The organism is Citrobacter sp. BIDMC107 (genome assembly GCF_001037575.1).
Lineage (GTDB): Bacteria > Pseudomonadota > Gammaproteobacteria > Enterobacterales > Enterobacteriaceae > Citrobacter > Citrobacter freundii.
Map to the genome: position 1 here is coordinate 3,201,651 of NZ_KQ089848.1, position 23,707 is coordinate 3,225,357.

The 23,707-nt window shown below is 54.0% G+C and carries 24 protein-coding genes and 1 tRNA gene; 7 read left to right on the forward strand and 18 right to left on the reverse strand.

Annotated elements, in window-relative coordinates; genetic code table 11:
* Nucleotides 1-17 precede the first annotated feature (17 nt).
* Both SK39_RS14975 and SK39_RS14980 read left to right on the forward strand, forming a co-directional pair.
* Nucleotides 18-359 carry a TA system toxin CbtA family protein gene (locus SK39_RS14975; protein WP_048217153.1) on the forward strand — a complete coding sequence of 114 codons (342 nt, stop codon included), beginning with the start codon at nt 18-20 and terminating at the stop codon, nt 357-359.
* A 115-nt stretch (nt 360-474) separates the two neighbouring features.
* Nucleotides 475-1,308, forward strand: a complete 834-nt coding sequence (locus SK39_RS14980) for a DUF4942 domain-containing protein (RefSeq protein WP_048217154.1) — start codon at nt 475-477, stop codon at nt 1,306-1,308.
* A gap of 102 nt (nt 1,309-1,410) precedes the next feature.
* On the opposite strand, the gene SK39_RS14985 is transcribed toward SK39_RS14980, so the two are convergent.
* Nucleotides 1,411-1,486: transfer RNA gene (locus tag SK39_RS14985), tRNA-Ile, on the reverse strand.
* Nucleotides 1,487-1,611: 125 nt separating this feature from the next.
* Between SK39_RS14985 and mug the strand changes: the two genes are divergently transcribed.
* A complete protein-coding gene (gene mug / locus SK39_RS14990; RefSeq protein WP_046670279.1) occupies nt 1,612-2,118 on the forward strand; it encodes a G/U mismatch-specific DNA glycosylase in 507 nt (168 codons plus the stop codon).
* A 30-nt stretch (nt 2,119-2,148) separates the two neighbouring features.
* On the opposite strand, the gene SK39_RS14995 is transcribed toward mug, so the two are convergent.
* The 5 genes from SK39_RS14995 to rpsU all read right to left on the reverse strand — a co-directional run bounded on the left by SK39_RS14995 (nt 2,149) and on the right by rpsU (nt 9,774).
* Nucleotides 2,149-4,146: a TonB-dependent receptor domain-containing protein gene (locus SK39_RS14995; RefSeq protein WP_003838090.1), complete on the reverse strand. Its 1,998-nt coding sequence runs from the start codon at nt 4,144-4,146 to the stop codon at nt 2,149-2,151.
* A 10-nt stretch (nt 4,147-4,156) separates the two neighbouring features.
* The gene (yncE, locus tag SK39_RS15000; protein ID WP_003846277.1) at nt 4,157-5,206 is read right to left on the reverse strand and encodes a 7-bladed beta-propeller protein YncE; all 1,050 of its coding nucleotides are present in this window, start codon (nt 5,204-5,206) and stop codon (nt 4,157-4,159) included.
* A gap of 162 nt (nt 5,207-5,368) precedes the next feature.
* On the reverse strand, nt 5,369-7,216 hold the full coding sequence (rpoD, locus tag SK39_RS15005) for an RNA polymerase sigma factor RpoD (RefSeq protein WP_003024699.1): 1,848 nt from the start codon (nt 7,214-7,216) through the stop codon (nt 5,369-5,371).
* Between the two features lie 359 nt (nt 7,217-7,575).
* Nucleotides 7,576-9,321, reverse strand: coding sequence for a DNA primase (dnaG, locus tag SK39_RS15010; protein WP_003024697.1), 1,746 nt, complete (start codon nt 9,319-9,321; stop codon nt 7,576-7,578).
* Nucleotides 9,322-9,558: 237 nt separating this feature from the next.
* Nucleotides 9,559-9,774 (reverse strand): 30S ribosomal protein S21, encoded by a 216-nt coding sequence (gene rpsU / locus SK39_RS15015; protein ID WP_001144069.1) that lies wholly within the window; start codon nt 9,772-9,774, stop codon nt 9,559-9,561.
* A 236-nt stretch (nt 9,775-10,010) separates the two neighbouring features.
* Between rpsU and tsaD the strand changes: the two genes are divergently transcribed.
* A complete protein-coding gene (gene tsaD, locus SK39_RS15020) occupies nt 10,011-11,024 on the forward strand; it encodes a tRNA (adenosine(37)-N6)-threonylcarbamoyltransferase complex transferase subunit TsaD (protein ID WP_003024694.1) in 1,014 nt (337 codons plus the stop codon).
* A 37-nt stretch (nt 11,025-11,061) separates the two neighbouring features.
* Here the strand turns inward: tsaD and ureG are convergent, their stop codons facing one another.
* The 10 genes from ureG to ttdA all read right to left on the reverse strand — a co-directional run bounded on the left by ureG (nt 11,062) and on the right by ttdA (nt 19,135).
* Nucleotides 11,062-11,679: an urease accessory protein UreG gene (gene ureG / locus SK39_RS15025; protein ID WP_003838095.1), complete on the reverse strand. Its 618-nt coding sequence runs from the start codon at nt 11,677-11,679 to the stop codon at nt 11,062-11,064.
* 9 nt (nt 11,680-11,688) lie between these two features.
* Nucleotides 11,689-12,360, reverse strand: coding sequence for an urease accessory protein UreF (locus tag SK39_RS15030; RefSeq protein WP_032937347.1), 672 nt, complete (start codon nt 12,358-12,360; stop codon nt 11,689-11,691).
* Nucleotides 12,360-12,818 (reverse strand): urease accessory protein UreE, encoded by a 459-nt coding sequence (ureE, locus tag SK39_RS15035; protein WP_032937349.1) that lies wholly within the window; start codon nt 12,816-12,818, stop codon nt 12,360-12,362. The genes SK39_RS15030 and ureE overlap by 1 nt, the downstream gene beginning before the upstream one ends.
* A gap of 9 nt (nt 12,819-12,827) precedes the next feature.
* Nucleotides 12,828-14,531 carry an urease subunit alpha gene (gene ureC / locus SK39_RS15040; protein WP_032937350.1) on the reverse strand — a complete coding sequence of 568 codons (1,704 nt, stop codon included), beginning with the start codon at nt 14,529-14,531 and terminating at the stop codon, nt 12,828-12,830.
* A complete protein-coding gene (locus SK39_RS15045) occupies nt 14,524-14,844 on the reverse strand; it encodes an urease subunit beta (protein WP_003024680.1) in 321 nt (106 codons plus the stop codon). The genes ureC and SK39_RS15045 overlap by 8 nt, the downstream gene beginning before the upstream one ends.
* Nucleotides 14,845-14,853: 9 nt before the next feature.
* Complete coding sequence (locus SK39_RS15050; RefSeq protein WP_003024678.1) at nt 14,854-15,156, reverse strand: urease subunit gamma; 303 nt, start codon at nt 15,154-15,156, stop codon at nt 14,854-14,856.
* 10 nt (nt 15,157-15,166) lie between these two features.
* The gene (locus tag SK39_RS15055) at nt 15,167-15,991 is read right to left on the reverse strand and encodes an urease accessory protein UreD (RefSeq protein ID WP_197090007.1); all 825 of its coding nucleotides are present in this window, start codon (nt 15,989-15,991) and stop codon (nt 15,167-15,169) included.
* A 121-nt stretch (nt 15,992-16,112) separates the two neighbouring features.
* The gene (locus tag SK39_RS15060) at nt 16,113-17,576 is read right to left on the reverse strand and encodes an anion permease (protein WP_032937357.1); all 1,464 of its coding nucleotides are present in this window, start codon (nt 17,574-17,576) and stop codon (nt 16,113-16,115) included.
* A 48-nt stretch (nt 17,577-17,624) separates the two neighbouring features.
* Nucleotides 17,625-18,230 (reverse strand): L(+)-tartrate dehydratase subunit beta, encoded by a 606-nt coding sequence (gene ttdB, locus SK39_RS15065; protein ID WP_032937359.1) that lies wholly within the window; start codon nt 18,228-18,230, stop codon nt 17,625-17,627.
* Nucleotides 18,227-19,135 carry a L(+)-tartrate dehydratase subunit alpha gene (gene ttdA / locus SK39_RS15070; RefSeq protein WP_016150995.1) on the reverse strand — a complete coding sequence of 303 codons (909 nt, stop codon included), beginning with the start codon at nt 19,133-19,135 and terminating at the stop codon, nt 18,227-18,229. The genes ttdB and ttdA overlap by 4 nt, the downstream gene beginning before the upstream one ends.
* A 212-nt stretch (nt 19,136-19,347) precedes the next feature.
* Between ttdA and ttdR the strand changes: the two genes are divergently transcribed.
* Nucleotides 19,348-20,289: an L-tartrate utilization transcriptional activator TtdR gene (gene ttdR, locus SK39_RS15075; protein ID WP_016150994.1), complete on the forward strand. Its 942-nt coding sequence runs from the start codon at nt 19,348-19,350 to the stop codon at nt 20,287-20,289.
* A 31-nt stretch (nt 20,290-20,320) separates the two neighbouring features.
* Here the strand turns inward: ttdR and plsY are convergent, their stop codons facing one another.
* Nucleotides 20,321-20,938 (reverse strand): glycerol-3-phosphate 1-O-acyltransferase PlsY, encoded by a 618-nt coding sequence (gene plsY, locus SK39_RS15080; protein WP_032937472.1) that lies wholly within the window; start codon nt 20,936-20,938, stop codon nt 20,321-20,323.
* A 106-nt stretch (nt 20,939-21,044) separates the two neighbouring features.
* Here plsY and folB point away from each other — a divergent pair, with 106 nt between their 5' ends.
* Nucleotides 21,045-21,413 carry a bifunctional dihydroneopterin aldolase/7,8-dihydroneopterin epimerase gene (gene folB, locus SK39_RS15085; RefSeq protein WP_003838117.1) on the forward strand — a complete coding sequence of 123 codons (369 nt, stop codon included), beginning with the start codon at nt 21,045-21,047 and terminating at the stop codon, nt 21,411-21,413.
* Between the two features lie 86 nt (nt 21,414-21,499).
* Complete coding sequence (bacA, locus tag SK39_RS15090) at nt 21,500-22,318, forward strand: undecaprenyl-diphosphate phosphatase (protein WP_003846297.1); 819 nt, start codon at nt 21,500-21,502, stop codon at nt 22,316-22,318.
* Nucleotides 22,319-22,415: 97 nt separating this feature from the next.
* On the opposite strand, the gene SK39_RS15095 is transcribed toward bacA, so the two are convergent.
* A complete protein-coding gene (locus SK39_RS15095) occupies nt 22,416-23,657 on the reverse strand; it encodes a multifunctional CCA addition/repair protein (RefSeq protein ID WP_016150993.1) in 1,242 nt (413 codons plus the stop codon).
* Between the last annotated feature and the right edge of the window lie 50 nt (nt 23,658-23,707).

Sequence of the window (23,707 nt, forward strand, 5' to 3'; positions counted from 1 at the left end):
CCTTCACGAGAGCAAACATGAAACCTCAACCTGCAACAACTTCGCGGGCGGTGAAGCCCTGCCTGTCACCCGTGACAGTCTGGCAAATGCTGCTGACCCGATTGTTCGAAAAACACTATGGCCTGACGCTAAACGATACCCCGTTCAGTGATGAAACCGTAATTCAGGAACACATTGATGCCGGGATCACGCTGGCCGATGCCGTAAATTTTTTGGTGGAAAAATATGAACTGGTGCGTATCGATCGCAAGGGGTTTCGCTGGCAGGAACAATCGCCTTATCTTCGGGCTGTAGATATTCTGCGAGCGCGACAGGCAACTGGCTTGTTGCGACAAAGCCGTAACAATGCAGTACGGTAAATATTGCGTACAACCTTCCTGAATTACATTCCTGATCTTTCTCCCTTGTTTACTTATTGCATAATGCGTCTGCCATTACCTGGTGGGCGCGTTTGCTTTTTACGGACAAACTATCATGCAAACAGAAGCTGAAGTATTAACCGATCATAGCGAGCTAATTTGCTCGACCAGCATTGAACGCATAGTGACAGGCCGTGATACAGCACTAAAACAGATCGAGCAACTTATCCAGCAGCTTGACAGCATTTCCCGGCTAACCTCAGAAATCGGCGGTGGTACAGCGCAAGATTGGGCAATGAAAGTTGGGCACCGTTACGACAGTTGGATGACTGAAAATACTGATAAAGCACTGCCTGCTATCACCCGTAATATCGACCGTAGTATCTGGCGAGACTTGATGTTGAAGTCTGGCATGATGGCATTGATGGATGCTCAGGCTCGTGACCAGTGGCATAAGAACCTGGAGGAAGGGGATCTGCCTGCCATCAGTGAGGCGAATATCCTCAGTACTTTTGAGCAACTACATCGGAACAAAATGGATGTATTTGAGCGTGGCATTATCAATGTCTTCAAAGGGCTGTCGTGGGATTACAAAACCAATAGTCCTTGTAGCTTCAATAAGAAAATCATCGTCAACAATCTGGTGAGTCACAATCGCTGGGGATTCAGTCTTAACTGGGGTTGGCGACGAGATCAACTAGCGGACCTGGAGAGAATGTTGTTTCTGCTCGATGGTAAACCGATACCTGACAATCGTGGCGATGTCACTACACGGTTGATGGAGCATATTCGGGACAACCCTTCGAAGGATGTCTACGAAGATGATTTTTTCAGTATACGTTACTTCCAGAAAGGAACAGCGCACATCATTTTTAAGCGGTGTGATCTGACAGAAAAGATGAATGATATTGTGGCGAAGCACTATCCGGGGATGCTGGCTGCGAGATGAAGAGGGCAGGGAGGCAATTCCTTACCTGACCCATTACCTGACCCAATTCGTATAAAACGAAAAAGGAGTCAGACGATTTTTCATCTAACTCCTTGTTTTGTTTGGTGGCCCCTGCTGGACTTGAACCAGCGACCAAGCGATTATGAGTCGCCTGCTCTAACCACTGAGCTAAGGGGCCGTGGCGGTGGATTATAAAGTAACTCCGCGTTGCAATCCAGACATAAGCGTACGGATGCTGTTTTTATAAACAATGTATTTTCAGTCCGTTATACTTGTTCCTCTGATGTATTGTTCGGAGTAATTATGGTTAAGGACATACTGGCACCGGGGCTGCGGGTGGTATTTTGCGGCATCAATCCGGGGTTATCTTCCGCAGGTACAGGATTCCCCTTTGCACATCCCGCTAATCGCTTCTGGAAAGTCATTCATCAGGCAGGATTTACCGATCGCCAGCTTAAACCTGAAGAGGCACAGCATCTGCTGGATTTCCGCTGCGGCGTAACGAAATTTGTCGACAGGCCGACGGTACAAGCCAATGAAGTCAAGCTCCTGGAGATGCGCAACGGCGGTCGTCTGCTCGTTGAGAAAATAGAAGAGTATCAGCCGGCCGCGCTCGCTATCCTCGGGAAGCAGGCATTTGAGCAGGGGCTTAGCCAGCGTGGGGCGCAGTGGGGAAAACAGACGCTGACCATTGGCGCGACGCAAATATGGGTATTGCCGAATCCCAGCGGGTTAAGCCGGATCACGCTGGATAAACTGGTAGAGGCGTATCGGGAAGTGAATGTGGTGTTGAAGGCGCGCGGCCTGTAACTGCCGGAGCCTTAGGCTCCGGCGTCACTGTCAGAACTCGAAGCGTGCGCCCATGTTGTAGCGGCGTCCTTCCAGGATGGAAGACTGGTTATAGGACGTTTTGTAGATTGGGTTCACGTCGAACAGGTTATAAACCCCCGCCATCAATGTGATGCTCTTGTTGAGATGGTAGCGTGCCCCTAAATCGACCAGCGCATAGGCGTCGGTTGACGTTGATTTGCCGATGTCAGGCGTATTGCTGCGCCAGCTGGCTTTGCTCCACAGTTCAAGATCGTTAAGTGCATTCCATGTCAGAGACAGGTTGGCCATGCTCGTCGGGAACTCGTTCAGTGCCTCTCCCTTGTACTGACCGCTCTTTTGCTCGCTGTGGGTATAGGTGTAGTTCGCGTTCGCTTTCAGCGCGGTAGTGACCTGCCAGTCGCCGTTCAGCTCCAGGCCATAGATTTCCGCGTCGCTGACGTTGAAATACTGCGAGACTTCTTCCGCTTCATACCCGTTGTAAATGCACTTCTGCGTGGCCGTTGCGGTACAGATGGTGTAGTCGCTGATCTTGTCCTTGAATTTGGTGAAGAACACGGTTGCATCCAGTGCCAGTGTGTCCTGTTGCCAGTAGACGCCCAGCTCGGTGTTGACACTCTGCTCAGGTTTCAGGTCATCGTTACCGATCCCAATGAAGGAATACGGATACGAACCGTAGACGCTGGTGAAGCCTTCATTGTTCTCACGCAGGTCCGGTTTTTTATAGCCCGCCGATACGCCGCCCTTCAGCGCCCAGCTTTCGTCAATCGTCCAGTTACCGTAGAGTTTTGGCGTGACGTGGTAGCCAAAGTAGCTGTCGTGATCGAGACGCGCCGAGGTGGTGAGGGTGAAGTCCGGAACCATCATCCAGGCATCCTCCGCGAAGATGGCCCAGCCGTCACGGGTGATCTTGCTGACCGGCGTTATGCCCGGCACTTCTTTGTTTTCGATGCCGAAAGTGTCGTCCAGCTCATTACGGGTGAAGTTGATCCCCAGCGTCAGCTTGTGGTCGCCCAGCGTAAAGGTGTTCGCGCTGTTGGCTTCATAGTTTTTCTGCTTAATGAACTGCGAACTCATGCCCGGCACACGATACTCGGTTTTAGCGTTCTCGTAGCTGATGAAGTTCTTCACTTCCAGCAGATCGTCGCCGTACCAGGCATGCTGCGCAAGTGAAGCGGCATCGCGGTCAAAGTCCCATTGCCAGGCTTTATCATTGTGTGATTTTACCTGATGCCCTTTGACGACGTTCAAATCCCACAGTTGGGTGTCGGTCGGCGACATGTTGATGGTGGCATCCAGATTGCCAGCCTGGTGCTTCACAAAGCGCTCATCGGAGATGCTGTCGTCATCACGGCGATCAAGATAATCCGCCGCTACGCTCACTCCGAGCTTGCTGGGGATAATTGGCCCCATCAGGAAGACATTGGTCTGGTTGGTGTTACCGTACTCGCTCTTCTCTTGCAGGAAGTAGTTATCTTCCAGCACACCTGTCCATTTATCGAGGTTGTAGCCTTTTTTGGTGATGACGTTGACCACGCCGCCGATGGAGTCAGAGCCATACAGTGAGGACATCGGTCCGCGAATCACCTCGATTCGCTCGATAGCAGCAAGCGGCGGTAAAAAGGCAGCCTCTGTCCCGATATGGTGTCCGTAAGGACGCGATTCGCGGGTGCCTTGTTTGATGCCGTTGACCATGTAGGAGGTATAGGTCGAGTCCATGCCGCGCATCTGCACATCGCCTGTGGCAAGGCTACCGTTGCCATTACCCACCAATACGCCGGGCATCTCGCGAAGGGCTTCGGTGACGTTCTGGTTAGAGCGGGTGTTCAGTTCTTTCTCGCCGACGACGGAGATGGTCGCCGGTGCCTCACGGCGTTCCTGTGCGAAACCGGTGGCGGTGACCACCAGTTGATCTTCATTATCTGGTGTGGTTTCTTCGGCGAAAACGGTCGCCGGGAGGCTGGCAAGGGCGAGCGAAATCGCCAGCGCGGTACGAGTCTGGTTAATCACAACGCATTCCTCAGAACTGGGTTAAATCGAGCTTGAGTACATAGTCAGCCTTGTTGGCTTTTTCATCCTGCTTCACGCTAACGAAGAGCGTTTTGCTGTCAGGAGAAAGCACCATGCTGTTTGGCATTGCCGCCGTTTTGATGGTGTGCTTCAGGCTGTAAGTGTTGGCATCGATAACGCTAATCTGACGGGCATTGCGATGGGTAACATACACTTCGTTGCGGGCAGGGTTATAGACCGCAGCGATAGAGTTTGGCGTGGGAACGCGGTGAACAATTTTACCGCTGTCCAGTTGGACTACCAGCACGTCGGCGGTGTTGGTATCGGCGATAAATCCGATGCCTTTGGCCGTGTTCAACGCGATGTTCAGGAAGTAATGCTTCGGCTCGGAGGGGTCAACCTTCACACGCGACAGAACCTGCGACGTTTTGCCATCCAGGGTAACCAGTTCGCCTTTGCCAGTGACGGCGTAAACTTTATCGCCAGCTTCATCAACGGCGAAACCGACCGGATCCATCCCTTTGAGGGCGTGTAATAGTTTCTGGTTATGCGTGTCGACAACCCACAGCACACCTTTATTTTCACTGCCAATACCGGAGACATACAGACGGTGGTGCTTCTTGTCGAGCACCACTTCACGAACGTGGGCTTTATTTTCTTCGTCTGCAAGCTGAAGCATTTTCACTTCTTTATGGGTGCGGGTATCCAGCAGGGTCAGTGAGCCATCCAGCGCATTACCTAGCCAGAGAATGTGGTTAGGTTCATCCAGTGAGACCGCAAAAGGACGGCGTTCGGTGGCGATCCGCTCATCGACTTTTAATGATTCAGTTGAAAACAGGAACACTTCACCGGCGGTTTTATCTTTGTCGAAAGAGGGGGCAGAGGCTGCATAGATAGCCTGTTGTCCGGCGTCATAAGCCAGTTCGTAAACGCCATGACCAAGCGTCTGAGAGGCGAACTGATCCTCAGTAAAGTCTTTTGCCAGGGCTGAACCGGTATAAAGTGCCAGTGAAATCGCAAGCGCGCAGAGGGACTGATTTTTTAATGTTTTTAAATTCATGTCATTTTTCTTTACAGTTGTTTACGAAAAGAAAATGATAATGAAAATAAATATCATTTACAATTGCGTGTATAGGCAATGCCCCCTACCAATTTTTGTACACTGCGGAAAATCCCAAAAAAAAAAAGCTCCCCGGAGGGAGCTTCTTAATAACAGAAACGATTAATCGTCGAGGAAGCTACGCAGTACTTCAGAGCGGCTCGGGTGGCGCAGTTTACGCAGCGCTTTCGCTTCGATCTGACGGATACGTTCGCGGGTAACGTCGAACTGTTTACCGACTTCTTCCAGCGTGTGGTCGGTGTTCATATCGATACCGAAACGCATACGCAGAACTTTCGCTTCACGGGCGGTCAGGCCAGCCAGAACGTCGTGCGTTGCGGCACGCAGGCTCTCGGTAGTCGCAGAGTCCAGCGGCAACTCGAGGGTGGTATCCTCGATGAAATCACCCAGATGCGAATCTTCATCGTCGCCGATCGGCGTTTCCATGGAGATAGGCTCTTTAGCGATCTTCAGCACTTTACGGATCTTGTCTTCTGGCATCAGCATGCGTTCAGCCAGTTCTTCCGGCGTTGGCTCGCGGCCCATCTCTTGCAGCATCTGACGGGAGATACGGTTGAGCTTGTTAATGGTCTCAATCATATGTACCGGGATACGGATGGTACGCGCCTGATCCGCGATCGAACGGGTGATCGCCTGACGGATCCACCAGGTTGCATAGGTGGAGAACTTGTAACCACGACGGTATTCAAACTTATCAACCGCTTTCATCAGACCGATGTTACCTTCCTGAATCAGATCCAGGAACTGCAGGCCACGGTTGGTGTATTTTTTAGCGATAGAGATAACCAGACGTAAGTTCGCTTCAACCATCTCTTTTTTCGCACGGCGGGCTTTCGCTTCACCGATGGACATGCGACGGTTGATATCTTTAACCTGCTCGATGGTCAGGCCGGTTTCTTCTTCAATCTGCTGCAGTTTCTGCAGGCCGCGGTGAACGTCATCTGCCACATCGTGCAGTTTTTCAGACCACGGTTTGTTCATCGCGATTGCCGCGTTGAACCAGGTTTCGCTGGTTTCGTTACCAGTGAACAGGGTGATGAAGTTTTTCTTCGGCATTTTGCACTGCTCAACGCAGAGCTTCATGATCAGACGTTCCTGAGTACGCACGCGGTCCATCATGACGCGCATGCTGTTTACCAGGTAGTCGAACTGCTTCGGCACCAGGCGGAACTGTTTGAACACTTCGGACAGCTTCTGAATTTCTTCCTGCGCGGCAGCATGGCTGCGGCCTTTCGCTTTGATGGTGTCGCGAGTGATTTCGTACTGAGTACGCAGTTCACCGAATTTTTCACGCGCTAACTCAGGGTCGATGCTGTTGTCGTCATCGCTGCTGTCGTCGTCGCCATCTTCTTCATCTTCGTCTTCATCGTCATCCATCTCTTCCTGAGAGAGTTCAGAACCGACGTGGGTCGCCGTGGGCGCCATGTCTTCTTCCGCGTTTGGATCGACAAAGCCAGTGATCAGATCGGAAAGACGTGCTTCTTCAGCTTCTACGCGATCGTACTGCTCAAGCAGGTAGGTGATAGCTTCCGGGTATTCGGCAACGGAGCATTGAACCTGGTTAATCCCGTCTTCGATGCGTTTAGCGATGTCGATTTCGCCTTCGCGGGTTAACAGTTCAACGGTACCCATTTCACGCATGTACATGCGGACCGGGTCAGTTGTACGACCGATTTCGGACTCAACGCTGGACAGAACCTGGGCAGCCGCTTCTTCCGCGTCTTCATCGGTGCTGTTGGAGGTTTCAGCAAGCAGCAGATCATCGGCATCAGGTGCTTCTTCCATCACCTGAATACCCATGTCATTGATCATTTGGATGATGTCTTCGATTTGATCTGAATCGACGATATCTTCCGGCAGATGGTCATTGACCTCGGCATAGGTCAGATAGCCTTGCTCCTTACCACGTTGGACAAGAAGCTTCAGCTGTGACTGCGGGTTTTGCTCCATAAGACGGTATCCACACTTAATTCGTTTGATTGGTGTTGGGCGGTAAAACCGCCAACGGCAAAACGAGGGCATACTTATATTTTGCCGCTGCCTCTCCGTGCGGCTGTCGGGGGCTTCCCGATCGATATTCGGCAGTTAAGCCGTTAAATACTTCATCTTTCACGTTGTCTCTGCGTTAGCTGCGTTCGTTACTCGGCTCATCCTGAGCCTCGCCCCTTACGGGGCCGCCGCAAGCAGCGTTCAAATCCGCTTCCGGCGGATTTGTCATCCTGGTCATGTACTTATGTACACTCCCAGGCGTTCGTTCACTTGCTGCCTTGATACAACGCGAATGATTTTGTCTTTGTTTTGTCTTTCTCTTATTTCTTGGCCAGTTCCTGGTTCAGCGTCCAGAGTTCCCGGCGTTCTTCGCTGCTTAAACCGTGTGTGCGCTCACGAGCTATCAACTCTTCCTGGCGCAGTTCAAGCATCGAATCAAACATATGGTTGAGTGAGTCGGTGAAGGTTTTTTCTGCGATATCTTTATCTGCTATATCGTCCCACATCGACAGTTTTTCAAGGGTCGCAGCATCATTTGTGCCACGATAGTGTTCTAAAAGTTGCCCGGTGGTCAGACCTGGCTGAGCCAGACAAGTGTTGACCAGTTCTCTGAATAAGCCAAGTCCAGGCAGCTTATTGCTATCCAGTGCCCCTAACGGTGGAACCAGCGGGGCGAGCTCCGGGTTCTGCACCAGCAACCCTATAAGTATACGCATGGTCGTACGTTTTAGCTGTGGAACAGGGCGGGAAGCCCCATTTTCTGCCAGTTTTGGCATTAAACGTTCAAGCTGGCTGTCATCCAGAATGCCGAGCTTGTTTCCCAACTCCTGTCGCAGGTAAATGCGCAACGTTTCGCCTGGTACTTGAGTAATCAGCGGTAATGCCAGCGTGCTGAGCTGTGCGCGTCCGTCTGGGGTACTCAAATCCACCTGCGGCAACAGGCTGTTAAATAAAAACGCAGAGAGCGGCAGCGCCTGCTCCATCCGCGCTTCAAAGGCCTCTTTCCCTTCTTTGCGCACTAGCGTATCGGGATCTTCGCCGTCAGGTAAAAACATAAAGCGTAGCTGGCGTCCGTCTGTCATATAGGGCAGTGCGGTTTCCAGCGCGCGCCATGCTGCGTCGCGTCCGGCACGGTCGCCGTCGTAACAGCAAATTACGTTGTTCGTCGCGCGGAACAACAGTTGGATGTGATCGGCGGTGGTTGACGTCCCAAGGGATGCCACGGCGTAGTTAATGCCGTATTGCGCCAGCGCCACCACATCCATATAGCCTTCTACCACTAACAGGCGCTGTGGATCGGCGTTATCCTGCTGGGCTTCATAAAGACCATACAGCTGGCGACCTTTATGGAAAATATCGGTTTCCGGGGAGTTCAGATACTTCGGCAGGGCATCGCCCAGCACGCGTCCACCAAAACCAATGACCCGACCACGTTTGTCGCGGATGGGGAACATCACCCGTTCGCGGAAGCGATCGTAACTGCGTCCCTGATCGTTGGTGACCAACATCCCCGCATCAACCAGCGATTTGCGATTTTCAGCATTGCCGCCAAACCGTTTCAGGACGTTGTCCCAGCCGGGGGGCGCAAAACCAATAGCAAAACGGGTGATAACGTCGCTACTTAATCCTCGCTTTTCCAGGTACTGGCGCGCAGGGGTAGCGGCGGGTTGCATCAAAGACTGTTGATAAAAAGTGTTCAGGCCATCCATCAATTGATAAAGGCTTTGCCGTTGATGGCGCTCTATCTGACTGGGGCCACTGCCTGCTTCATAGGGCACTTCAAGGTTGTGCATTGCGGCCAGTTCTTCGACGGTTTCCACAAACTCGAGCTTGTCGTAGTTCATGAGAAAGTCGACGGCGTTGCCATGCGCGCCACACCCAAAGCAGTGATAAAACTGTTTTTCACCGTTTACGGTGAAAGAGGGGGTTTTTTCGTTATGGAACGGACAGCACGCGTGATAATTTTTGCCCTGCTTTTTCAGCTTTACCCGCGCGTCGATGAGATCGACGATGTCGGTTCTTGCCAGCAGGTCATTGATAAAAACGCGAGGAATTCGTCCAGCCATAAGCCCCTGTTTTTTGATGACTCATATACACAAAATCATTCAGGATGCATCAAGGCGGCAAGGAAGCGAATCCTCAGGAGCGTACATCAGTACGTGACTGGGGTGAGCGACTGCAGCCAACACTGAGGCAGCTTGAATGATGACGTGTATAAACGAAAATAAGCCGCGCATTCCTTCCGGAAGCACGGCCTTACAACTACAACTCAGTCTGAATTGAGAGCTTTGGCTCTCAATAGATTAGTACAGACGAGTACGGCGTGCGTTTTCGCGAGCCAGTTTCTTCGCGTGACGTTTCACAGCAGAAGCTTTAGCGCGCTTACGTTCGGTAGTCGGTTTTTCATAGAACTCACGACGACGAACTTCCGCCAGAACACCTGCTTTTTCGCATGAACGCTTGAAGCGACGCAGTGCTACGTCGAACGGCTCGTTTTCACGTACTTTAATTACCGGCATGTAACTCTCACCTTTAATAAATTCGGTTTGCCGCTGGCATCAACGCCAGCTTATTTCAAAATGGTGCGGAATTTTACTGCAATTGCTGCTGCTTTGTAAAGCACCGACGCGATTTTGAAAGGGACTTTTATAAGGACAAGGAGTATACACGAGCGGAACTCCTGGGGCGAACAAAGTTTTACATCAACCCGCATTGGTCCTACACTGCGCGGTAATAGAGCGAGGTAAAACAAGTCATGCGTGTACTGGGTATTGAAACATCCTGCGATGAAACCGGCATCGCCATTTACGACGATGAAAAAGGTCTTTTAGCCAACCAATTGTATAGTCAGGTGAAATTACACGCTGACTACGGCGGCGTAGTGCCAGAACTGGCCTCGCGCGATCACGTACGTAAAACCGTACCGCTGATCCAGGCCGCGCTGAAAGAGGCGGGACTGACTGCAAAAGAGATTGATGCGGTGGCGTATACCGCAGGTCCTGGTCTGGTTGGCGCGCTGCTGGTTGGCGCAACCGTAGGACGTTCGCTGGCGTTCGCCTGGGGCGTACCGGCAATTCCTGTGCACCACATGGAAGGGCATCTGCTGGCGCCAATGCTGGAAGATAATCCCCCTGCGTTCCCGTTCGTCGCGCTGCTGGTTTCCGGCGGTCACACGCAGCTGATCAGCGTCACCGGTATCGGTCAGTATGAATTACTCGGCGAATCGATTGATGATGCTGCTGGCGAAGCGTTCGACAAAACCGCCAAGCTGCTGGGGCTGGATTATCCTGGCGGTCCAATGTTGTCAAAGCTGGCCTCGCAAGGCGTTGAAAAACGTTTTGTCTTCCCGCGCCCGATGACCGATCGTCCGGGGCTGGATTTCAGCTTCTCCGGGCTGAAAACCTTTGCCGCGAATACCATTCGTAATAACGAAAATGACGATCAGACGCGCGCAGATATCGCCCGTGCCTTTGAAGATGCGGTAGTTGATACGCTGATGATCAAGTGCAAACGCGCGTTGGATCAAACCGGTTTTAAACGTCTGGTGATGGCGGGGGGCGTGAGCGCTAACCGTACGCTACGCGCAAAACTGGCCGAGATGATGCAAAAACGTCGTGGCGAAGTATTTTACGCGCGTCCGGAATTTTGTACCGACAACGGGGCGATGATCGCCTACGCGGGCATGGTGCGTTTTAAAGCGGGCGCAACGGCGGATCTTGGCGTAACCGTGCGCCCACGCTGGCCGCTGGCGGAATTACCGGCGGCGTGATTTTTTGCCCGGTGGCGCAATGTTACCGGGCAAGACGCTACATCCGCAGCATTCCTTTCTCTTCCAGAAACGCGATAATTTTTTCCAGACCCTCTCCGGATTTTAAATTACTGAACGTCCACGGACGCTCCCCGCGCATACGCAGGGTATCGCGTTCCATCACCTCCAGCGAGGCGCCGACGTAAGGGGCCAGATCGGTTTTATTGATAACCAGAAAATCGGATTTAGTGATCCCAGGACCGCCTTTACGCGGGATCTTCTCGCCTTCGGCAACGTCGATCACATAGATCGTCAGATCCGCTAATTCCGGACTGAAGGTGGCGCTCAGGTTATCGCCACCGCTTTCCACAAAAATCAGATCCAGATTGCCGAATTTCTCGCTCAGCGCCTCTACGGCAGCCAGATTCATCGATGCATCTTCGCGGATAGCAGTATGCGGGCAGCCGCCGGTTTCCACACCGACGATCCTGTCTGGCTCCAGTGCGCCCGCCTCGGTGAGAATGCGCTGATCTTCTTTGGTGTAGATATCGTTGGTGACTACCGCCAGTTGATAGCTACTGCGCATGGCTTTGCATAACGCTTCCAGCAGCGCCGTTTTGCCGGAGCCGACCGGGCCGCCAACGCCCACACGCAGGGGATGCTTGTAGTTACTCATTTTTTCTCCTCAGGAGCGGAATAATCGGGAATATTGGGTTTCATGCCGGGCAGACGCGATAGCGGCCAACGGCGTTGCGGAGCCGAGACTGGCGTCAGGCGTCGCCAGCGCCTGTGCCAGACCCTGCGCATAGCGATCGCAGAGCGCAATAATCAAACGCTGGGCCGCCTGTTGTCCAAAAGGAACCAGCTTGACGCCAGCCATCACAGCGCTCTCAATCCAGCTGTAGCCGAGACTTAACGCCAGTTCGGTCAGGGGAATTCTCCAGCGCACGGCCAGCCAGGCCATGCCGCAGAGTTGGCTGTCGGTGAAGAGAGTGCGCCACTCTCGCGAGCAATCCGCCTCCCAGTCGGTGACCAGCCGCGTAAACGCCGCGCCCCGACTGCGTTCTTCATCCCGCAGTTCGCGAGTTTCCCGGCAGGCCAACAGGTAAGCGCTCCAGCGGCGCGCGGCATCGAGATCGTCCTGCTCGCAGGCGCGATACAGTCTCGCCAGCAGCGGTAGGTCGACGGTAAAAAAGTTCTGCTCCATCTGTTGAATTTGCCAGTCAGAGAAGTCATCGACGCTTTTCACCCAGCCAATCTCCACCGCCCACTCCAGACCCTGGGACCAGGTAAACGATCCCACCGGGAGTGCGCTGCTGGCGAGCTGCATCAGACGCAACTGTTGGGTGTTATGCATCAGTGCGCATGGCCGTGATGATGCCCGTGCGATTCACTGGCATAAGCGCCTGCTTCCGGTTCAAACGGTAGTTGAGCGAACGTCACCTCGAGGTTGAACTGGCGCAGCATGGCGTCCAGCACATGATCGTGGTGGTAACGCAGTTCATCCGGCAGAATTTGTAGCGGAACGTGGCGATTGCCGAGGTGATAACAGGCTTTGGCGAGCAGGAAAGGATCGGAGCAGCGCACCACGGAAACCGACTCCGGCGCGGCGATCACTTCGATCACCTCGCTGCCATCGTCGGTGGTCAGCAGGTCGCCACCGCGTAACAGCAAACCGCGCGGTAGCATCAGCCCGGCTTCGCGACCGTCGTTCAGCGCCACTCTGGCACGACTTTTTACCCGCATATCAATGGGTAGTGTGACGCTTGCGGTGACGCGGTGAGCGTGGTCAAGGCGTTGGGTCAGGTAGATCATCGTCACTCCTCAGAACAGAAAATAGCGTTGTGCCATCGGCAAAACGTTTGCCGGTTCGCTGGTAATCAGTTCGCCATCAATACGCACCTCGTAGGTCTGAGCATCGACGGTGATATTGGGTTGCAGGTCGTTGTGGATCATGTTGGCCTTTTTCACTGTTCTGCAGCCTTTAACGACGGCGATGGCGCTTTGCAGGTTGAGCTGCTGCGCGATGTTTTGCGCATCAGCGGCCTGCGAAATAAAGGTCAGCCGGGTGTGATGCCGCGCTGCGCCAAGTGCGCCGAACATCATGCGGTAATGCACCGGCTGCGGGGTGGGAATCGAGGCATTGATGTCGCCCATCGGCGCACAGACGATCATCCCGCCTTTAACGATCGTCGCCGGTTTTACGCCAAAGAAGGCCGGTGACCACAGCACCAGATCGGCCAGTTTGCCAGGTTCAACGGAGCCGACTTCATGGGCGATACCGTGGGTTAGCGCCGGATTGATGGTGTATTTGGCGACGTAGCGTTTAATGCGCAGGTTGTCGTTGTCACCGGTTTCTTCTGCCAACGGGCCACGCTGAACCTTCATGCGGTGCGCCACCTGCCAGGTACGCAGGATCACTTCGCCCACGCGCCCCATTGCCTGCGAATCGGACGAGGTCAGGGAAAAGGCGCCAATGTCATGCAGCACATCTTCGGCAGCGATCGTTTCCCGGCGAATGCGTGATTCGGCAAAGGCCACGTCTTCGGCGATATCCGGATCGAGATGGTGGCAAACCATCAGCATGTCGAGATGCTCGTCGATGGTGTTGATGGTATAGGGCAGCGTCGGGTTCGTAGAGGAGGGCAGGATATTCGGATGCGCGCAGGCGGTGATGATATCCGGCGCATGACCGCCGCCCGCGCCTTCGGTGTGAAAAGTATGAATGGTGCGATCGCCAATCGCCGCCAGCGTATCTTCCACGAAACCGGACTCATTGAGCGTGTCGCTGTGCAGCGCTACCTGGATGTCCATTTCGTCGGCCACGGTCAGCGCGCAGTCGATAGCGGCGGGTGTGGCGCCCCAGTCTTCATGGATTTTCAGGCCAATTGCGCCTGCAGTGATTTGCTCGCGCAAGGCGTCAGGATTTGAGCCGTTACCTTTGCCCAGTAAACCGATGTTAACCGGTAACGTGTCTGCTGCCTGCAGCATGCGTGCGATGTACCACGGACCCGGCGTACAGGTGGTGGCGTGAGTGCCCGCGGCCGGACCGGTGCCGCCGCCGATCATCGTCGTCACGCCGGAAACCAGCGCCTCTTGCGCCTGCTGTGGGCAGATCCAGTGAATATGCGTATCCACGCCGCCTGCGGTGACGATCTTGCCTTCCCCGGCGATGACTTCAGTTCCCACGCCTATCGGGATCGTAACGTTGGGCTGAATATCGGGATTACCTGCCTTTCCGATGGCGAAGATCCTGCCGGCTTTGATACCAATATCCGCTTTCACGATCCCCCAGTGATCGACGATCAGCGCGTTGGTTATCACCAGATCCACACATGCATCGGCGCGCATTTGCCCCTGGCCCATGCCGTCGCGGATCACTTTTCCGCCGCCGAATTTGACCTCTTCACCGTAGGTGGTGAAGTCTTTTTCCACTTCGATCCACAGGTCGGTATCCGCCAGGCGCACTTTATCGCCAGTGGTTGGGCCAAACATGTCGGCGTACGCCTGCCGGGAAATGTCACTCATTATCTGCCTCCAGCGCGCCCATCACTTCGCTGCGAAAACCCACGATCCTTTGTGCGCCAGCAACGCGCACCAGTTCGACTTCGCGTTTTTGTCCTGGCTCAAAACGCACCGCTGTGCCCGCAGCAATGTTCAGACGAAAGCCGCGTGCGGCCAGCCTGTCAAAGTGCAGCGCCGGGTTCACTTCGAAAAAGTGATAGTGCGATCCCACCTGGATGGGCCTGTCGCCATGATTTTCCACCACGATCGTGCAGATCTCTCGCCCCTGATTAAGTGCGATACTGCCTTTTGCGATCTGATATTCACCTGGGATCATTGCCGCTCCTTAGACGATCGGGTTGTGGACAGTGACCAGCTTCGATCCGTCCGGAAACGTGGCTTCAACCTGAATATCCGGGATCATTTCCGGTACGCCTTCCATCACCTGATCGCGGCGCAGGACGTGACGCCCGTCCTCCATCAGCGCGGCCACGGTTTGCCCGTCGCGCGCCCCTTCCATGATGAAAGCGCTAATCAGCGCCACCGATTCCGGGTAGTTCAGCTTCAGCCCGCGGGCCAGGCGACGTTCCGCCACCAGCGCGGCGGTAAACAGCAACAACTTATCTTTTTCTCTGGGGGTCAGTTCCATAAGGGTTCTCTTAGGTTTGCCAGATTCTCGGTAGTACAGGCGTTTTATGTGTCAGCAGCGGGCGCAAAAATTGCCAGATGTCACGCATAACGCGCTGAACAACCAGGTTGTCGTTAGCAAGAAAACGGATTGTCAGCAGCGAGTCGTTAAGCGTTGCCCCGGCGTAATCGCCAAGCGCCATAAGCCGCTCCCGCGTGCCCTCCAGCATGTGTTCGTTGGCCGGATAACACAGCAACGTGCCGACCCAAGGATGATGCGCGACACCGCTCAGATTCCCCTCCTGCAATATCAAGCGTTCTATCAGCAGCGGCAGCCCATCTCGCCACACTTCCAGGCGATTTTGCAGCATGCCGTGGCTGAAAGTTTCCTGCATAACCGGTCGGCCAAGACACAGCAGATCCCAGGCCAGCAGGCGGCTTGCGGATGTCAGATTAAAGACGGTCTGAATAGCGGCGTTGGCGCCGGGAAAGAGGATCGTATCCTGCGGCAGCCACTCCAGCGTGGCGTGCGAGGCGAGGGTAAAATGCTGGCGCAGCAACGCTTGTGGCCCTCGGCTGCGATAAAACTTGCCCGCGCCGGGCTGGGTGATTAACGCATGGCTGTTTTCGTCGAGCGTGACGGCAATATGGAGCTCATCCCCGCCAACGATCCCCGCAGGTGGATGCAGCAAATAGAGATGGCAGACGTCCCCTTCCGGGTAAAACGGGCGCTGAACCGTCAATGGACCATGATGACGCGCCGAGGGGAGCACCGTTTTGTGCCCGGTGCAGGAAAAATGCAGTTCCAGTTCGGCCTGCCAGCCTCGTGTGAGTGTCTCGTGCGCAACCGTGTCCAGAGCGTTTCCCCTATCAGCATGAGGGTGTTTGCATACAAAAAAGTATGCCTCAGCGCATCGGGAAATCGATCATATGAGAAGCTTATGGATTAAGGGGCGACAATATGCCGCCCAAGGGAGATTACAGTAAAACGAGGGGCATCCAGATCAGACCGGTGATCACCAGCAGCACGAGGAAAATCAGGCCAAAAATAGCGCCGAGTCGCCAGTAATCCACCGTTGGCAAATAACCGCTGCCGTAGTAGATAGGGCTAGGACCGGTGGCGTACGGGGTCAGAATGCTGCCCAGGCCAATGGCGGCGCCGACCATCAGGCAGAAGACCGGTAGCGGGATTTCCGGCATTGCCAGCGCGGCGGCAATCATCATCGGCGCGAGGGCAGAGGTATACGCCGTGGCGCTGGCAAAGAAGTAGCGCAGCAGATAGAACACCACGATCAGCGCCACCATCACCATCATCGGCGAATAGCCGCTCAGTCCTCCCGCCAGCAGCTTGCCGAACCAGGTAATAAAACCGGTGTTATTGAGCCCGGTGGCGAGCGTTATCAGCGAGGCCAGCCAGAAAAAGACGTTCCATGCGGCTTTATTGCTGACGATGTCATCCCAGCTAATGATGCGTAGTACCAGCATCAACGCCACCACGCTGTATCCGACCATTGCGGCGTCAATGTAGTCGCCGCCGAAGATCCACAGCACTAACGCGCCGACCATCAGTACCAGCATCTTTTTCTCGCGAGCGCAGAGCGGTCCCATCGCTTTTAGCTCTGTATCCGCCCAACGTGGAACCTGATCGCCGGATTTCAGTACCGGTGGATACAGCAGGTACGCCAGCCACGGCACGATCAGCACCAGTAAAATGCTCAGCGGCAGCATGCCTAAGAACCAGTCGCCCCAGCTCAGCGCCGTGTGGGACGCGCCTTTCATCAGGCCGATCAACAGCAGATTCGGTGCCATCGCCGTTAAGAAAATAGCGCTGGTAACGCAGTCAGCGACAATGCCCATCCACATGATGTACGAGCCAATGGAGCGTGAACTGGCGCTATTGGGCTGCGAGTTATACAGCGGCGGCAGGTTGCGGATAATCGGGTAGATTATTCCGGCTCCGCGCGCGGAGTTGGAAGGCGTGACGGGAGCGAGGATAAGTTCGGAGAACATCACCGCATAGCCGAGAAATAACGTCCGGTGCCCCATCTTTTTCACCAGCATCAGCGCGATTCGCCGACCAAGGCCGGTTTTCTCATAGCCGGTACCAAACATAAAGGCCGCGAAGATCAGCCAGATGACCGAGTTTGAGAATCCAGATACCGCCCACGACAGCGATTTGGCAGTAAATTTAAAACCGTCCTGCGCGAGTTGCTCCGGACTGAACAGCAGCCACGGTGAAAGGACGGCGATGATCGAAATGCCAATCATCGCCACCACCGCGCCCGGTACAGGTTCCAGAATAAGCCCGACAATCACACCGGTAAAGACGGCAAAATAGAGCCAGGTGTGACTCTCAAGACCGGTGGGGACGGGCAGAACAGCAATAATGGCGATGACCACCAGCGGAGCCAGGTATCGCCACCAACCAGCTAAAGGTGCCATTGTTGTATCCCTGCAAAGAGGGAGAGGCGTTACGCCCCTCCGGGAGGGTTATTTGATGTAGTGCACGTGCTCGCAGATTTCTTCGACGATAGGATCGCGACGTTCAGCGAACAGCTTTTTGTTTTCGGCAATCAGGTTATTACCGTGAGTATCGATGGAAACGATCAGCGGGCCGAACTCTTTTACCCGGCATACCCACAGAGATTCCGGCATGCCGAGTTCGGTCCAGTGTACCTCTTCAATTTCTTCAACCTGAGTAGCCGCCACGACCGCACAGCCAGCCGGGAAGATGACGTGCAGCGCTTTGAACTGTTTGCAGCCTTCTTCCGTCAGCGGCCCCATGCCGCCTTTGCCGACCACCAGCTTGACGCCCGTCTGCTCGATAAAGTCTTTCTCAAACGCTTCCATACGCATGCTGGTAGTTGGGCCGACGGAGACCATCTCCCATTTTTCACCGTTCTTACGGACGATCGGGCCCGCATGGAAAATGGCTTTGCCGTTCAGGTCATAAGGAATCGGGCGCTTCAGTTCGATCAGGCGACGGTGGCAAACGTCACGGCAGGTCACCAGCGTGCCGGTCAGGTAAATGACATCGCCAACGCGAATGTCTGCCAGATCTTCGGCTTTGATCGGGGTTGTGAGGATCTTTTTCATAACGCGCTCCGGGTGTGAGACAGGTTTTCGAAGGAGAGGTCGGCATGAACCAACAGCGTGCCGCGACGGTGCGCCCAGCAGCCGGTAGAGACGGCAACGCCGATAGTCGACGGGTGGCGCGCGGCGGATTCGATATGCACGCCCATCACTGAGCTATTCCCGGTCAACCCTTGCGGCCCAATGCCCAGACGGTTAAGTCCTTCTTCCAGGCGCAGTTCCAGTTCTGCCGCTTTTGGGTTTGGATGGCGTGATCCGATTGGGCGCAGCACCGCTTTACGAGAAAGCACGGCAGCGGTTTCTACAGAGGTGGCAATACCTACGCCCACCAGCACTGGCGGACAAGCGTTGACTGCCAGCGTGGAGATATTTTCGAAGACAAATTTCACCACGCCTTCGTAGCCTTCAGAAGGCATTAACACTTTCGAGCGCCCCGGCAGCGTACAGCCGCCGCCTGCCATGTAGACTTCGATTTCCGCGTCATCGTTATCAGGGATGATGTCCCATGTGACCCACGGCACACCGGTACCGGTATTTTTTCCGGTATTCACTTCGTCAAAAATCTCAACCGCGTTATGGCGCAGCGGCGCTTTTACCGTGGCATCTTCAACAGCCTGTTTCAGAATGCTTTGCAGTTCGCCAAGTAGCGGAAAACGGGAACCGACCTTCACGAAGAACATAATCTCCCCGGTGTCCTGACAGGCTGGGCGGTTCAGGTCGATAGCTTTCTGCATGTTGTCAAACATGGTGTGGTAGATGATTTTACCCATCGGCGAGGTTTCGCCTTCACGCAGCTGTTTTAATTTATCCACAACATCGTCAGGCATGCGGGTAGAAATCATGGCGGTAAAGTCGGCGACAATGTTCGTCAGCGTAGTTATTGCATGTTGGTTATTTTGATTGCTCATCTTATTAACTCCAGTTCTTTTATTTGTCTGGAAATAAATTCTCCGCCACAAACTACCACTAAAAATGTGGTTTTATATTATTTGGCACTGTGAATATCTAATTAACAGTTCGTGAATGATGTCCAGATAAGGCAATAAAAATTGCGCCAGGGCAGGGTTTAATACGTATGGGAGAATTACACTGCGGTTAATCACATTACGGATTACCGATCATGCTGAATACGTATCCCCTGGCGAAAGACCTACAGGTGCTGGTTGAAATTGTCCATAGCGGCAGCTTTAGCGCCGCCGCTGCGACGCTGGGCCAGACGCCAGCGTTTGTGACGAAGCGCATTCAGATCCTCGAGTCCACGCTAGGGGCTACGTTGCTAAGCCGCTCGGCGCGCGGCGTGGCGCTAACGGAGAGTGGTCAACGTTGCTATGAACATGCGCAGGCGATCCTCGCAGGTTATCAACATCTGGTCGATGACGTTACGCAACTCAAAACGCGTCCGGCAGGGATGATTCGTATCGGCTGTAGCTTTGGTTTTGGGCGCAGTTATATTGCACCGGCAATTACAGAATTGATGCACAGCTATCCTGAATTACAGGTACATTTTGAACTTTACGATCGGCAAATTGATTTGGCGCAGGATAATATCGATTTGGATATTCGTATTAATGATGAAATTCCTGATTATTATATTGCTCATTTGTTAACGAAAAATAAAAGGATATTATGCGCAGCACCGACGTATTTACAAAAATACGGTGAGCCGACGACGTTACAGGAATTAATTCGGCATGATTGTCTGGTCACCAAAGAACGGGATATGACTCACGGGGTGTGGGAACTGGATAACGGTCAGGAGAAAAAGTCGGTTAAGGTGGCGGGACATCTTTCTTCTAACAGCGGTGAGATTGTGCTGCAGTGGGCGCTACAGGGAAAAGGGATCATGCTGCGTTCTGAATGGGACGTACAACCGTTTCTGGCCAGCGGTGAACTGGAGCGGGTGCTGCCGGACTATGCGCAGAGCGCTAATATCTGGGCGGTTTATCAGGAGCCGCTGTATCGCAGCGTGAAGCTTCGCGTGTGCGTGGAGTTTCTGGCGACGTGGTGTCAGAACCGATTAGGCAAACCGGTGGAGGGGTATCACATCCCCGAGGCCGGATAAGACGCCGACGCGTCGCTATCCGACAATAAAATCACTCGGAGTCTTTTTCGCGTTTTTTCTTTAGCTTGGTCCAGATCTTCGGCTCCTGACGACGCCACAGACGCTGAATGTTGTCATGGTGACGAAGCAGAATTAAGCACGACAACATGGACACCGGGAAAGTGAACTGGGGATTGAACCACCAGACGTAAAAAGGGGCGATCAGCGCACTGACGATAGCGCCTAACGACGAATAGCCGCTTAACAGGACGGTTAGTAGCCAGGTTCCGGCCATCACGCCGGTTAAGTCCCAGCCAATCGGCGCAATTGCGCCAAAGGCGGTGGCAACGCCTTTTCCACCTTTAAAGCCGAAAAATACCGGCCAAATGTGTCCCAGACAGGCGGCGATTGCGATCAACCCCAGCCAGAAGGGGCTGACGCCTAGCGCATAGGCACCCCAGACGGGTAACATACCTTTCAGGACGTCGAAAATCAGTACCGCGACGGCGGCTCCCTTGCCACCGATGCGCAGCACGTTTGTCGCGCCCGGATTCCCAGAGCCGCTGTCGCGCGGGTCCGGCAATCCAGCGAGGCGGCATACCAGAATGGCACTGGAAATAGAGCCGCAGAGGTACGCGAAGATAATCATTCCAGGCGCGATTGCACTCATAAGCTGTTCCGTTTTGAAAATGTCGTGTAAAACGCTACTTCTGTGGATAATACGCATATTTCGCCGGAAGTGGTATCCGGGTTAGCCAAAAAGCAGGCAGGTCGTGATGGATATTGTATTTATAGAGCAACTTTCTGTAATCACCACTATTGGTGTTTACGACTGGGAACAAACGATCGAACAACGGTTGGTGTTCGATATCGAAATGGCATGGGATAACCGCAAATCAGCTAAAAGCGATGATGTGGCTGATTGCCTGAGCTATGCTGATATTGCTCAAACGGTTGTTAATCATGTGGAAGGTGGGCGTTTTGCGCTGGTAGAACGTGTAGCGGAAGAGGTGGCGGATTTGCTACTTAACCGCTTTAATTCACCGTGGGTGCGGATCAAACTCAGCAAACCTGGCGCGGTAGCCCGTGCGGCAAACGTCGGGGTCGTCATTGAGCGTGGCAATAATCTGAAAGAAAATAATTAATTTAATAATTTCTAAATCAAACGGGTATAAAAGAGTCCTTTCGTCGGCTCTTTTTTGCCGTGTTTTCTCTATCTAGGGGTTTATTAATGAGTGATATGCACTCGCTGCTGGTGGCGGCAATTTTGGGTGTGGTCGAAGGATTGACGGAATTTTTACCCGTTTCCAGTACCGGCCATATGATTATTGTTGGCCACCTGTTGGGTTTTGAGGGTGATACCGCAAAAACATTCGAGGTGGTGATCCAATTGGGGTCTATTCTGGCAGTGGTGGTGATGTTCTGGCGACGTTTGTTTGGCCTGATCGGCATTCACTTCGGCAAGGCCCCGCATGAAGGTACTGGCAAAGGTCGACTGACGCTGGGGCATATCCTGTTGGGGATGATTCCGGCGGTTGTACTGGGACTGGTGTTCCACGACACCATCAAGTCGCTGTTTAACCCGATCAACGTGATGTATGCGCTGGTGGTGGGTGGTGTACTGCTGATTGCCGCAGAATGCCTGAAGCCGAAAGAGCCGCGCGCGCCGGGTCTGGATGATATGACCTATCGCCAGGCGTTTATGATTGGCTGTTTTCAGTGTCTGGCGCTGTGGCCGGGTTTTTCTCGCTCAGGGGCGACGATTTCTGGCGGTATGCTGATGGGCGTGAGCCGTTATGCGGCTTCTGAGTTTTCATTCCTGCTGGCGGTGCCGATGATGATGGGCGCGACGGCGCTGGATCTCTACAAGAGCTGGTCGTTCCTTAGCGCATCAGATATCCCAATGTTTGCAGTCGGTTTTGTGACGGCGTTTATCGTGGCGCTGGTCGCGATCAAAACCTTCCTGCAGCTGATTAAGCGTATCTCGTTCATTCCGTTTGCGATTTACCGCTTTGTTGTGGCGGCTGCCGTCTATGTGGTTTTTTTCTGATCGCCACTAAATGCCGGATGGCGCTGCGCTTATCCGGCCTACGGGCGTAATATGTAGGCCGGATAAGGCATTTATGCCGCCATCCGGCAACGTCAGTTTAATGGGCAGGTTTAGGACACCGCTTCTCCTTCCAGTTGGCCACCGCCGCAATGCGACGCCGGGTCAGTTCTTCACGAATTGCCTGACCTTTGAATCCCGCTTCCACGACATCTTTCGTGGGAACCGCCTGCGCAACCAGCCAGGCTTCACGCAACAGCCTGCCTTGCGGGTAATCCGCCGCTTCAAAACCGGTTCGCCCACGCACGTCGGCCTCGCTGGTGAGGGCGATTTGCTCCACGCGCTGCGGTTTGCGCCATGCATCGATGGAATCAAACAGCTTAACGATGGTTTTCGGTTGCAGGATCGGGAAGGTATGAATCAGGTCGTGGAACTCGGCCACCAGTTTGGCTAAATCACGGATGTCATTCGGCACGCGCAGGCGCTGACACAGTTGCTCGACCAGCTTAACACCCGCCGGACCGTGGCCATGATGGCGCGGCCATAGCGCTTTAGGCGTTAATGCTTTGCCAAGATCGTGGCACAGCGTGGCAAAACGCACGTCGACCTCCGGGCTTAACATGGCTGCCATCGACAGCGTCATCAGCGTGTGAATACCGGTATCAATTTCCGGGTGCCACTGCGCGGGCGCGGGAACGCCGAACAGAGCATCCACTTCAGGAAACAGAACGTGCAGTGCGCCGCAGTCGCGCAGGACCTGAAAAAATACCTGTGGGTTGCGGGTGGTTAAGGCGCTTTCCGTTTCTTTCCACACGCGCTCTGGCGTCAAGTGTTCCAGCTCGCCAGCGGCGTTCATATCGCGCATCAGCGTCATGGTTTCGTCGGCAATACGAAAGCCAAGGTGCGCATAGCGGGCAGCAAAGCGCGCTACGCGCAGCACGCGCAGTGGATCTTCGCTAAAAGCCGGGGAAACATGACGCAGCAGGCGGTTTTCCAGATCATCGCGTCCGTTATACGGGTCGATAATCTCCCCGTTGTCATCGCGGGCCATTGCGTTGATGGTCAGGTCGCGTCGCTGAAGATCGGCCTCCAGCGTCACATCTGGCGCGGCGTAGCAGGTGAATCCGGTATATCCCGAACCTGATTTGCGTTCAGTACGCGCCAACGCATACTCTTCCCGGGTTTGCGGATGCAGAAACACGGGAAAATCGCGGCCTACCTGTTGGTAACCCGCGTCGAGCATTCCTTGCGGCGTGGCGCCGACAACGACCCAATCTTTATCTTTAATCGGTAGCCCTAATAACGCATCCCGAACAGCACCACCGACCAGATAAATCTTCACGCCACTTTCCTTTTGAAAAAAACATCCCTTAATCATATGTCAGTGTGGCG